Source organism: Paraburkholderia nodosa, from assembly GCF_001718195.1.
In the GTDB taxonomy this organism is placed as follows: domain Bacteria; phylum Pseudomonadota; class Gammaproteobacteria; order Burkholderiales; family Burkholderiaceae; genus Paraburkholderia; species Paraburkholderia nodosa_A.
In genome coordinates, this window is sequence record NZ_MCNV01000011.1 from 33,629 (window position 1) to 46,385 (window position 12,757).

General features: G+C 67.5%; 7 protein-coding genes. 4 read left to right on the forward strand and 3 right to left on the reverse strand.

Translation table 11 applies throughout. The annotated features are described in order from the left end of the window. The first annotated feature begins 46 nt into the window (after positions 1 to 46). From BFD71_RS19880 to BFD71_RS19895, 4 genes are all read left to right on the forward strand, one after another. Positions 47 to 769: a CerR family C-terminal domain-containing protein gene (locus BFD71_RS19880; protein WP_069266026.1), complete on the forward strand. Its 723-nt coding sequence runs from the start codon at positions 47 to 49 to the stop codon at positions 767 to 769. 112 nt (positions 770 to 881) lie between these two features. Continuing rightward, positions 882 to 1,517 carry a LysE family translocator gene (locus BFD71_RS19885; RefSeq protein WP_069266027.1) on the forward strand — a complete coding sequence of 212 codons (636 nt, stop codon included), beginning with the start codon at positions 882 to 884 and terminating at the stop codon, positions 1,515 to 1,517. 101 nt (positions 1,518 to 1,618) lie between these two features. Then, positions 1,619 to 2,185, forward strand: coding sequence for a TetR/AcrR family transcriptional regulator (locus BFD71_RS19890; RefSeq protein ID WP_069266028.1), 567 nt, complete (start codon positions 1,619 to 1,621; stop codon positions 2,183 to 2,185). 279 nt (positions 2,186 to 2,464) lie between these two features. Then, positions 2,465 to 2,890: an organic hydroperoxide resistance protein gene (locus BFD71_RS19895; RefSeq protein WP_069266029.1), complete on the forward strand. Its 426-nt coding sequence runs from the start codon at positions 2,465 to 2,467 to the stop codon at positions 2,888 to 2,890. Positions 2,891 to 2,967: 77 nt separating this feature from the next. Here BFD71_RS19895 and recD read toward each other — a convergent pair whose 3' ends face one another. Genes recD through recC form a run of 3 tightly spaced genes read right to left on the reverse strand, consistent with a single transcriptional unit; the run spans position 2,968 to position 12,604 of the window. Continuing rightward, on the reverse strand, positions 2,968 to 5,190 hold the full coding sequence (gene recD / locus BFD71_RS19900; protein ID WP_083245353.1) for an exodeoxyribonuclease V subunit alpha: 2,223 nt from the start codon (positions 5,188 to 5,190) through the stop codon (positions 2,968 to 2,970). Continuing rightward, positions 5,187 to 9,023, reverse strand: a complete 3,837-nt coding sequence (recB, locus tag BFD71_RS19905; protein WP_069266030.1) for an exodeoxyribonuclease V subunit beta — start codon at positions 9,021 to 9,023, stop codon at positions 5,187 to 5,189. Before recB ends, recD begins: the two co-directional genes overlap by 4 nt. Then, entirely contained in the window at positions 9,020 to 12,604 is a 3,585-nt protein-coding gene (gene recC, locus BFD71_RS19910) for an exodeoxyribonuclease V subunit gamma (protein WP_256094816.1), read from the reverse strand. The genes recB and recC overlap by 4 nt, the downstream gene beginning before the upstream one ends. Positions 12,605 to 12,757 lie beyond the last annotated feature (153 nt).

The window sequence follows — 12,757 nt, forward strand, 5'->3', positions numbered from 1 at the left end:
AAATTGTGTCAAGTGTTATATTTCGCAGGGATACGAAAGGAAATGCATGAGCGAAGGTAAGAAACTGCGACGCTCGCCCGACGGAGGCTATGCGCGTGGCGACGAGACACGTCGCAAGATCATCGAGGCGGCCATCAGCCTGTTCGGGCAGCACGGCTTCGACGGCGCCTCCACGCGCGACATCGCCGCGCGCGCGGGCGTGAACGCGCCGGCGCTGCAGTATTACTTCGAGAACAAGGAAGGCCTCTATCGCGCCTGCGCGGAGTCGATCGCCGACGAATCGTGGCAATCGTTCGCGCCGGCCGTGCTGCGTGCACGCGAAGCGCTCGAGCACAACGCGGACGTCGAAGCGCTGATCGACGCCTTCATCGACATCCAGTCGGCCGTGGCCGACCGTTCCTTCGTCAAGCAGCACGGGCCGGACCAGCGTCTCTTCTTCGCGCGCGAACAGGGCGGCGGCGAACCGGAGATCGGCTCGGAAATCCTGCGTGAGCGCGTGCGCTCGCCGCTGAACACCATCAACGTGGAACTGCTCGAACGCATTACCGGCATGCCGGCCCGCGATCCGCTCACCGTGGTGCGCATGTTCAGCCTGTATGGGCAGTTTCTGCTTTTCTTCATCGCCCGCCGCTCCACGCTCTCGATGCTCGGCTGGGACGACATCGACAGGGCGAAGGCCGATTTTCTGAAAGAGAGCATCGCGGAACAAACGCGCGTGCTGCTGCGCCACTGGAATCGCGAGCGCGACAAGCCCAATCGCTCAAGATAACTAAGCACTATTCAGGCGGCCGGCACGATCCCGCGGCGCCAGTGAGGAATCCCCGCGGCGCATCTGCGCGCGTGTTAGCGTTCGAATTTCCCACCCGCATGGAGCCGCCAGCATGTCTCCCCTCGCTGCCGTTGCCAGCATTCTCCTCGCTGTCCTGATCGGGGCCATGAGCCCCGGGCCGAGCTTCGTGCTCGTCGCGCGCAACTCGATCGGTCTCTCGCGCCGCGACGGCGTCGCCACCGCGCTCGGCATGGGCACGGGTGCGATCTGCTTCGCGGGCATCGCACTCGCCGGGCTCTACACCCTGCTTGCCACCGTGGCCTGGCTGTACGCCGCGCTCAAGATCGCAGGCGGCGCCTATCTGCTCTATATCGCTTCGCGCATCTGGCGCGGCGCGGGCTCGCCCGTCACGGTGAGCAGGACGGCCGCACCCGGCGAGCGCCCCGGCAAGTCGTACTGGAGCGGCCTCACCACCCAGCTCAGCAACCCGAAAACGGCCATTGCCTACGGCGGCATCTTCGTCGCGCTGCTGCCGCATAACCCGCCGCTGTGGTGCTACTTCGCGTTGCCACCGCTCGTCTTCGCGATCGAAACCGGCTGGTACACGGTCGTCGCGCTGTGCTTTTCGAGCCAGCGTCCGCGCGATCTCTATCTGCGCGCCAAGAGCTGGATCGACCGCGTTGCGGCCGGCGCGATCGGGGCCTTGGGCCTGCGCCTCATTTTCAGCGCCGGGCATCGCGGGATCTGACGCCGCCCCGCCGGACGCGGCCACAAGGTCGCGCCCGGCGCACTGGAATTTATTTCGTGAGGCGCTTGACAATCTATCTTCCAGTAGATAAATTAGAGCCCATGAACACGAAGCTGACAGTGCGGGAGCAGGTTCTCGACCACGCCATCACCCTCATGATGCTGCGCGGCTACAACGGGTTCAGCTACCGCGACCTGTCAGAGCTGGTGGGCGTGAAAACGTCGAGCATCCACTATTACTTCCCGTCGAAAGACGACCTGGTGCTCGAAGCGGTGAGCCAGTACAGCGGCGAAGTCATGGCGGGATTGCAGTCGATCGACGCGGCGCTGCCGGCGCGCGAAAAGCTCGCTACGTACACGCGGCTCTTCGGCAAGACGCTGGGCGACGGCAACCAGATCTGTCTGTGCGGCATGCTGGCCGCCGACATCGAATCACTGCCGGAAACTGTGCGTCACGCGGTGCAGGCGTTCTTCCGCGCCAACGAAAGCTGGCTGGCCGAGGTGCTGGCTCAAGGCGCGAAAGAAGGCACGCTGGTCGTGCGGGGCAAGCCGGAAAGCTCGGCCCGTACGTTGTTCGCGGCCTTGCAGGGCAGCGTCCTGGCGAGCCGGCTGTTCCATACGAAGTCGCGCCTCGAAGATGTCGAAGCCATGTGGCGCGTGGCTCAGTAACGTACTCTGGCCTGAAACACGGGGCGGCTCAGCGCCCTTTTATCGGGCCGCGAATTCTATCTTCTGATAGATAGTTAGAAAGAGGAGCATCATGAACGTGTTTCGACGGCCGGAAATCTATCTGGCAATAGATAGAATGCAGAAATTGACGACCGGAAATTCGCAAGCGCCGCTCTTCTGCTGGACCCTGGTGCACATGGCTGTCGCCTTGCATCAGTAAATTGAATGCCGTACTCCGCCGTACCTTCAACGAACCGTCTTTGCTCAAAGGAGCCTGTCATGTCGATCGAAAAAGTCCTCTACCGCGCCGAAGCCAACGTCACCGGCGGCCGCGACGGCCGTGCCGTCATTCCCGCCAGCAACCTGGACCTCAAGCTCACCACGCCGCGCGAACTCGGCGGCGCGGGCGGCGACGGCACGAACCCCGAGCAGCTGTTCGCCGCGGGCTACAGCGCATGCTTCATCGGCGCAATGAAGTTCGTCTCGGCGCGCGACAAGATTGCCCTGCCCGCCGATGTCTCGATCACCGGCAATGTCGGCATCGGCCAGATTCCGAATGGCTTCGGCATCGAAGTCGAACTGAAGATTTCGCTGCCCGGCATGGATCGCGCAGCCGCCCAGGCGCTCGTCGACAAGGCCCATATCGTGTGCCCGTACTCGAACGCCACGCGCGGCAACATCGACGTGACGCTCACGATCGTCTAAGCCGCGAGCCGCATGCAGCACGCGCCGAGGGCCGCCCAAAGCGGCCCTCGGCCTATGTGCCGGCCGCTCACGCAGGTTCACGCAGCCTGAGCGTCGCGCGCGAGTCCCGCCATGAGGCCGCTGGCGCGCTGCACTTTGGCGAGCACGGCGCGATCGAGCACGGAGCGCCCCTCGGGCACCGCGAGCGTGAGAAACGAGCGCGCACGCGTAATGCCGGTGTAGACGAGTTCGCGCGTGAGAATGGGGCTGTATGTGTCGGGCAGCACGAGCGCGGCGTGGGTAAACTCCGAGCCCTGCGATTTGTGGACGGTGAGCGCGAACACCGTCTCCACGCCCTGCAACCGGCTCGGCGAGACCCACTTCACGCCGCCCGAGCCGTCGCCGGCCGGGAAGGCCACGCGCAACACGGGCGGCTCCCCCGCCACAACGGGCAGCTCCAGCGCGATGCCGATATCGCCGTTCATGAGCCCAAGCTCGTAGTCGTTGTGCATGACGAGCACGGGCCGGCCCGCATACCAGTCGCCGTGCGGATCGATGAGCCCTTCTTCGTGCAGCAGACGCGCGACGCGCCGGTTCAGGCCTTCGACGCCCCACGGACCGCGCCGCAGCGCGCACAGCAGCTGAAACGCGCCGTGCGCCTTCAGCACGCCAGCGGCCCAGCCGGCAAGCGCCTCGGGCGTCGCGCCGGGCTCGGGCCGGGTCGTGCGCATCGTTTCGAGGTAGTGGCGGTAGCCCTGGCGCTGCGTGTGGGCGGCGCTGTGTTTGCCCACGCGGCCATCGACGATCAGCGAGCGCAACGGGCCATCATCGTCTGCGGGACACACGAGGCGTGCCAGATCCTCGTAACCGCGCGACCAGATCTTCGCGACTCCCACTGCATCGCCCAGATTGACGAGTTCGGCCAGCGCGCCGATGCCGCTCTCCGATGCGAAACGATGGCTCTCGCGCAGCATCGCGATGGCCTGGTCGAGCGGCAGGCCGTGCGCGTCGAGCATGGCCGCGTCGATGCGCTCGCCCGTGGCCGCTTCGAGCCACGCCCGCGACGCCTGCGTGTAGTGCCCTTCGCGCGCGCGGTCGCACAACTCGCCCAGCACCGCCCCGGCCTCGACCGAAGCGAGCTGGTCCTTGTCGCCAAGCAGGATGAGCCGCGCGGAGGGCGGCAGCGCGTCGAGCACGGCGGCCATCATTTCGAGGTCGACCATCGAGGCCTCGTCGATCACGAGCACGTCCACGGGCAGCGGATTCGCGGCGTCGTGCCTGAAGCGCCGGCTGCCGGGCCGCGTGCCGAGCACGCGATGCAGCGTCGTCACGACGGTTGGAATCGCGTTGCGCAGCGCCACGGCGTCGACATGCGCCTGCAGCGCATCGAACGGCAGCCGCTCGACCGCGCCTGCAATCGATTCGTTCAAACGCGCCGCGGCCTTGCCGGTGGGCGCGGCAAGCCGAATGCGCAAGGGCCGCGCGGCATGCGCTCCCTGCCCTGCACGGCCGAGCGCGAGTGTCTGCAGGAGTGCCAACAATCTCACCACCGTCGTCGTCTTGCCCGTGCCCGGCCCGCCCGTGACGATGCTGAACGCGCTGCGCGCGGCGAGCGCGCAGGCGAGCTTCTGCCAGTCGGCGCGCGCGGCCTGGCTGGCGCGTGCCTCGCCGTTACGCGGTGCGAACAGCGCATCGAGCGCCGCGCGTGCGATGTCGAGCGGCAACGCGGCTTCGAGCTGTGCCGCGCGTGTGAGCCGGCGCTCGATGCCCTCGCGCACGTCCTGCTCGTATTGCCAGTAGCGCCGCAAATAAAGCCGTGTGCCCGCCAGCACGAGCGGCGCATTGCCTTGTGCCACGTCGGCAATCGGTGTCTCCTCGCTCACGAGATCGGGCACCGCGAGCGCCGCGCGCCATTGCGCGAGTGTCACGCCGGCGAGCACTTCGGCAGGCGGCTGCGCCGGCACCGCAGCCAGCATTTGCGGCCCATCTGGAGGAAGGGACAACGCGAACGCCGGATCTTCCAGCGTGGCCTTCAGGTCGAGACACACATGACCACGCCCAAGCTGATGGCTCGCAAGCGCGGCCGCCAGCAGCAGCAACGGCGGACTGTGCGGCGCTTCTGTCCACAAAAAGCGTGCGAAGGCGGCATCGAGCGTGCGGAGCCAGCCGCGCTCGACCCAATTGTCGAGCACGCCGAGCATTTGCCCGGCCGTTTCGCGCGCGGCGCCGGGCCTCGGTTCCGGCGCGGCGTCCGGCATCTCCAGATGCTCGAACAGATCGCCGGTGAGGCCGTCCTGCCCTTTCGTGCGGCGCCTCGTCATGCCACATCCTCCAGCGTGTTGCGACGCGCGAAGAGCGCGTCGAGTCGTTCGATCAGCTCGCGCGGCGGCCGTTCGCAATGCAGCCCCTGCCCCGGCGCGCGGCCGCCGCGCAGGAACAGATACACGGCGCCGCCCACGTGGCGGTCGTAGTCGTAATCGGGCAGGCGCGACTTGAGCAGCCTGTGCAGCGCGAACAGATAGAGCACGTATTGCAGTTCGTATCGCGAATGCAGGATCTGCGCGCGCATTTTCGCGGGCGTGTAGGACGCATCGTCGGGGCCGAGCCAGTTAGACTTGTAGTCGGCCACGTAATAGCGGCCTTCGTGTTCGAACACGAGATCCATGAAGCCCTTGAGCATGCCGTTGAGCGTCGCGGCGTCGAGCGCGGGGCGCGCTTCGCCGTCCAGCGTGAATTCGGTCACAAGCGCGTCGATTGCGAGCGTATCGACGGCATGCGCCGTGACCCAGAACTCCAGTTCGGCCATATACGCGCCGGGTTCGAACGCCGCGAGCGCCACGGGCGCCACGCTCTCGCCGTCGATGTCGGGCAGACGCAGCGGCGTGCGCACAAGTTCGAGCATCCACGCCGTGAGCGTCTCGATCCACTGCGACCAGCCGCGCACGCTGCAGCGCCGCGCGACCATGTCGCGCACGCGCGCTTCGTCCTGCGCGATTTCGGCGAAGCCTTCGTTGGCGGCCCATTCCATCAGTTCGTGCAGAAACGTGCCCGCGTCCGCGCCGCGTTCGAACCCGTGCATCGGCGCAAGCGCGGGTGCGACGAGCGTCTGGCCGGCGTTTGCGAATGCATCGTCGTCTTCAGGCGGCACGCTCGCGTCGAGCAGTTCGAGGAACACATCCTCGCTGCGCGTGTCGGGCGCGCCGCGCGCATCGTCCGCTTCGACGGGCACGCCCGAACCGATCGACGTTTCGAGCGTCTTCAGGCTCGAATAGCTCGCGATCCACCAGCGTTCGCGCTCGCGATGCGCGAGCGTGCGCGCCTTACCGCGCACGGCGCCGGTGTCGCGCAGCGCGAGCAGATCGCGGCGCGCTACCGGAGCGGGCGCGACTGCAATGTCCGTGCACTGGCCGCGCAACATGTCGAGCCATGCTTCGGTTTCCTGAGCAGGAATGGCCGCGCCGCCGCCGAGCAGATACCCGAACGCGCTCGCCTCGACGCCCTGCACCGGCCCATAGCCGACCCACGTGGCGTAACGCGCGCGCGTCAGCGCGACGTAGAGCTTGCGCAGGTCCTCGCCGAGGCGCTCGCGATCGGCCTGACGCAGCACGCGCGCGTCAGCCTCGAGCGTGACGCGCAATTCGCCTTCGTCGTCGTGCCACTTGAACGGCACGTCGTCGGGTTTGACGGCGCGGTGCGCGCACGCGAACGGCAAAAACACGAGCGGATATTCCAGGCCCTTCGACTTGTGGATCGTGACCACCTGCACGAGTCCCGCATCGCTTTCCAGACGCAACTGCCGCGCGTCGCCTCCGCCGCCCGCGCTTTCGTCTTCGCGCTGCTCGTCGAGATAGCGGATCAGCGCGTGCTCGCCATCGAGCTGCGTGCTCGCCTGTTGCAGCAGTTCGGCGAGATGCAGCAGGTTCGTGAGCGCGCGCTCGCCATTGAGCCCGGCACCAGCGGTTTCGCCAAGCAGGCGCTGCGGCACGTGAAAGTCGTTGAACAAGCGGCGCAACATCGGCAGCACGCCCTTCCTGCGCCAGCATTCGCGGTACTCGCGGAACTGCAGCACGCGCGACTCCCACGCGATCTCGTCGTGCCCGAGCCGGTCGAGTTCTGCCCACGCGAGCCCGAGGGTGGGGGTGGCGAGCGCCGTGCGCACGAGGCGGCCGTCGTCGGGCTCGGCACAGGCCGCGAGCCAGAAGCGCAGTTCTTCGGCCTGCGGCGTCTGGTACACCGAGTCGCGATCCGACAGATAGACGCTGCGCACGCCACGCGCGGCCAGCGCTTCGCGTATCGCCTGCGCCTCGCTGCGGTTGTTGACGAGCACCGCCATGTCCGCGGGCTGCAACGGCCGCATGCCGCGCTCGCCCGAGAAACCCGCTGCCTGCTCCTGGCCGAGATTGAGCAGGCGCACCATCTCGGTCGCGCAGCTGCCGGCCATGCCCGCGAGATACGCGCCCTTGCTGAGCGGCTTGCCATCTGCGGCAGGCGGCATCCACCAGACGTTGAGCGCGGGCAGCGCCGCGCCGGCGGCAACCAGCTTCTCGGGGCGTCCATGCGCATCGGCAGCCACGAACGGCAGTGCGTTTTCGCGTCCATCAGGGCTGCGAAACAAAAACGCGCCGCTACCCTCTGGCCGCGATTCCGCCGCCTCGAAGCAACGATTCACCGCCTCGACCATCGCGCGCGTCGAGCGGAAATTCTTCTTGAGCGTGTAGAGCCGCCCCTCGCAGGCACGACGCGCACGCAGGTAGGTGTAGATGTCCGCGCCGCGAAACGCGTAGATCGCCTGCTTCGGGTCGCCGATCAAGACGATGGCCGTTTCGGCGTCGTGTTCGGCGATGCGATAGACCGCATCGAAGATCTGGTACTGAACCGGGTCGGTGTCCTGAAACTCGTCGATCAGCGCGACCGGATACTGCTTGCGGATGATTTCCGCGAGACGTGGGCCGTTCTCGCGCTGCAGCGCCGCGCGCAGCCGCGTGAGCAGATCGTCGAAGCCCATTTGCGAGCGGCGCGCCTCTTCTTCCTCGAAGCGCTTCGCCACCCAGCGTGCCGCGTGGCACAGCAGGTCTTGCTTCGCCGCGGGCGGCGCAGCCAGCGACTCGCGCAAGCTTTCCATCGCCACGAAGGCCGCATGCCCGGGCGGCTCGCCCTTCACCCAGATCTCGGCGAGGCCCGCGGGCGTGAGGCGCGTCCACACGGCCGCCTTGTCGTCGAAACCGGGATGCGCGGATGCGGGATCGTTGGCCCAGTCGCGCAGCTTGCCGATCCATGTTTCGCTGTGCTTCGAATTGAGCTTTCTGGCGTCGAACTGTTTCGCGGCGCGCGCCGCGTTGAGCAACGCCTCGACCTCGTCGATCCAGATGCGCCACGGCGCCTTCAGCGTTTCGAGTTCGTCGCGTGCGCGCCGGCGGGCGTCTGCCAGTGCTGCGCCAGGGTCGCATGCGTCGGGCAAAAGATCGGCGTGCGCGAGCAGCCCGCGTATCGCGTCGTGCAATTCGTCGGGACTCGCGAACCATGCCCTCACTTCGGCGGCGCTCGCCGCGTCGAGGGGCGCCATGAAGGTGCGCCAGTAGTCGCGCACGACTTCGGCGCGCAATTCCGTCTGGTCGGTTTCGAGCGTCTGCGAAAAGAGGCTGTCGCTGTCGAACGCGTGCTCGCTCAGCATGCGATTGCACCAGCCGTGAATCGTCGAGACCGCGGCTTCGTCCATCCATTCGGCCGCCAGTTGCAGGCGGCGCGCGCACGCGGGCCACTGCTCCGGCGCGTAGTCCTCGCGCAGATCGTGCAACAGGTCTTCTCCCGGCTCACGCTCGGGCACGTCTTCAGGCTCGACGCGGAAGCATTCGGCGGCTTCGATGAGGCGCGCGCGAATGCGCTCGCGCAACTCCTTCGTGGCCGCGTCGGTGAAGGTCACGACGAGAATTTCGGGCGGCGTGAGCGCGCGGCCTGACGTGCGCGCCTCGTCATCGAAATCCGCTTCGGCGCTTGCTGCGTTGAGCGCGCCGTGCCCCAGCACGAGGCGCACGTACAGCATGGCGATCGTGAAGGTCTTGCCCGTGCCTGCGCTCGCTTCGATCAGGCGGCTGCCGTAAAGCGGGAAGCGCAGTGGCTCCAGGACTTGGACGTCCATGTTCCCGAGCGGATTCATGCCGCCCCTCCTGCCTCGCTCGAGGCCCGCTTCGCACGCGACGACGCGAGCGGCGCGCGGCTCACCGGCAGCAGCAGCGTCGTGGCGAGCGTAATGAACTCGTCGTGGGCAACGAGCGCGTCGAAATCGGGGAAAGCGCGGCGCAAATACGCGTTCGTCTCGCGCTCGCCCGGCGTGCGGCCATTGCCCTCGTAGGCCGCGCGTGCGGCTTCCCACGCTTCGGCAGGCACCATCGCGCGCGTGCCGTCGAATGGATCAGGCAGCTTGCGCAGCCATGCGAACGCGGTCTTCACCGCGAGCGGCAAGGGCCGGCGCGCACCGTCGTCCCACGCGGCCAGCAGCGCCACCAGATAGTCGCGCGCAACCTGCGCGGCGAGCGGTGCGAACTCCACCACGCCCACCTTGCTGACGATCACCGTGGTCACCGGCCCGGCCGCGATCTGCGCGGCCACATGCGCGACCCAATAAGGTACGAGACGGTCGCTGCGATAGCGGTGGTCCTTCACGAGCGTGCCCGGCTCCAGAATCACGCGGCCGAGCGCGCCGTCCGGGCCCGCGCGCAAATCGTCGAGCCAGTCGTCGAGCGAGACGATGCGGCCTTCCCGCGTCGCATCGAGACGGATTTCGTATTGATGCTCGAGCGGCTCGGGCCAGCGCGCGAGCGCCTTGCGATATTCGGCGAACAGCTCGGGCATGGGCGCGAGCAGTTCTTCGCCGATCACCTCGCCAAAGCCGCCGGTCGCGAGGTCGCCGCTGCGATGCATGCGCTCGAGGCGCGCAAGCGCGGCCGGTTCGAGATCGTCTTCGCCGCGTTCCATTGCCAGAACCTGCGCGCGGATCAACTCGCCCTGGAGCTGCCACGCCTGCAACGCGTCCACCTCGAAGGGCTCGTGATTTTCGCTCGCCGCGTCCACGCTTCCGAAGGCCACGCGCAGACGCTGCCGGAAGAAGCTGCGAACCGGCTCGCGCAGGAATTCGCCGAGCTCGCGAATCGACAGCGGCTCGTCGCGTTCAGTCGGCGCGAGGACGTCGGCGTTCGCTTCAGCCGCGGGCCGCACCTGGGCGGGCTTGCCCCACTCGTGCGCATACGTATACAGCGTCGCCTCATCCGGCCGCGGCGGAAAATAGTCCGGGCTGAACGGCTGCAGGCGATGCTCGATGGTCAACGCGTCGAGCAGCGCTTCGCCGTTGTCGTTTTCGTCGCCTTCGAGCCGCCAGCCGGCCTTGAGATGATCGCGCAACTGTCCGACCAGCACCGAAGGCGGACGCGGCGTGTTGTCGGTCACGCTGCGCCCGATCCACGAAACATGCAGATGGTCGCGCGCCGAAAGCAGCGCTTCGAGGAACAGATAGCGGTCGTCTTCGCGGCGCGAGCGGTCGCCGGGGCGATAGTCGCGGCGCATGAGGTCGAAGTCGAGCGGCGTGCGGCTGCGCGGATAGTCGCCGTCGTTCATGCCGAGCAGGCACACGCGCCGGAACGGAATCGCCCGCATCGGCATGAGCGTGGCGAAGGTCACCGCGCCCGCGAAGAAGCGCTGCGAGAGGCCGCCGCCTTCGAGCGCCGCGAGCCAGTTCTCCGCGACGATGGCGAGCGGCAAGCTCTGCGTGAGCGCGGCTTCATCACAGGCCTCGCGCCACGTTTCGAGCGCGCCGTCGAGGCGGTCGAGCGTGTAGGCGTCTTCGTCCTGCGCCGCGAAAAACGCCGCCTTCAACGCACGCAGACGCTCGCACCACACTTCCACCGTAGCCGGTTCGCGCAGCGTGCGCCACGCGTGATCGAGCGCATCCACGAGGCGCGTGAGCGGGCCCAGCAACGCGGCGTCGAGCCCACCGATTTCGCTGTACGGTTCGATGCCGCGCCAGGCGCCCGCACGCTCGCCCGCGGCGTAGCCCAGCAGCATGCGCCGCAGACCGAACGCCCAGCTATTGGGTGCGCTGAGTTCGTCGGCCTGGGGGAGCCCGAGGCTCGCACGCTGGCCCGCATGCAGGCCCCAGCGGATATTCGCGCCGTCGATCCAGTTGCGCAGCGTGGGCACGTCTTCGGCGTCGATGCCAAAGCGCGCGCGCACGGCCGGCACTTCGAGCAGGTCGAGCACGTCGCTCACCGTCACGCGCGAGTACGGCAGCGAAAGCAGCATTTCCAGCGCGCCGATGAGCGGGTCGAACGTGCGCTGTGCGCGGTCGGCCACGCTGAACGGAATGCTGCGCGGGTCGCTGCCGTCGAGCAGGCCGAACACCGCCTGGATATGCGGCGCATAGACTTCGATGTCGGGCACCATCACGATTACGTCGCGCGGACGCAGCGTGGGGTCTGCCGTAAATGCGGCGAGCAGGCGGTCGTGCAGGATCTCCACTTCGCGCTGCGCGCTGTGCGCAACGTGAAAGCGAATGGATTCGTCCGCCTGCACATCGACAGGCTCCCAGTGCTCGCGCGTCTCGCCAAGCGGACGCAGATCGCGAATGTCGTCCTGCAACTGCGAGAGCAGTGTGAGCGCGTCTTCGCCGTCGAACAGATCGATACGCTGACCAATGCGCGTGAAATGCGGCGCGTAAGTCTCGCGCGCTTCGTCGCTGTCGTATTCGTCGAGCAGGCCGATGAAGTCGCGTCCCTGCTTGCCCCAGGCCGCGAGCAACGGCTGCGAATGCAGATGCAACTGCGCCTCATCGATCCGGTCGGGCGCACCCGCGCGGCGGCGCTGACGCGCGTGGCGCGCGCGCAGCAGATCCTGATCGGCGACGATGTCGGCCCAGTAGTGCATGCAGGGGTTATGCACGCACATCAGCACCTGGCTCCAGCGCGCGAGCGCCGCGAGCACTTCCACCGACTGGCGTGCGAGGCTCGAAATGCCGAACACCACCAGCCGGCGCGGCAGGCCTTTCGGCCGGGCGTCGCCCGCCTGCCACGACTGCGCGCGCGCCATGAACGCTTCGTGCACGGCGGCACGCCCCGTGTCGCGCAGGCCGATGCCGTCTTGCGCCTGCGCGCCCACATCCGCGAGCAGCGCGCGCCAGAGCGCAGCCTGCCAGCGCGCCTCCTCGGGCAGCGGCGTGCGCGCGTTGCGCGCATCGATCAGCACGTCCTCGTTCGCGGCCCACGCAGCGAGCCAGTCCGCGCGGTAGACCTGATACTGGTCGAGCAAATCCGCCACGCGCTGCGCGAGCTGGAAGCACTTGCGCTGATCTTCGTCGTTGGCCATGAAGCGCTTGAGTGGCGCGTAGCCCGGCTCGTCGAGCAGCGCCGGCAGCATGCGCATGAGACGCCAGACGAGGCGCGACTTGTCGAACGGCGAGACCGCGGGCACCGCGTCGTTGCCGAGAACGGCGCGATATACCTGCCACAGGAAGCGCGACGGCAGCGACATTTCGAACGCCGCCGCGATCCCGCAGCCGCCCTCCTCGGGATCGGCGGCAAACGCGAGCTTGAGCCACTGCGCGATGCCGTTGCTCTGCACGAGGAACATTTCCTTTTCGAGCGGCGCGATCGGGTTCTGGCCGATCCAGCTCACGATCAGGTCGCGCATGCGCTCGGGCTGATTGCCGTGAACGAGCATCAGCCCGGTGGGCAGTTCGCGCGCGCTCAAGCGCGGCTCCGGCGCGCCTGACACAGGTTACGCGCGGGTTGTGCAGATGGGGCGGGGAAGCGGAGAAAAGGAATTGCGGCCATGTCGCCTGTTCGTGTTTAGTGCCGGTACATACCGCTACATGCCGGTACGCGCCGTTACTTGCCGATACGA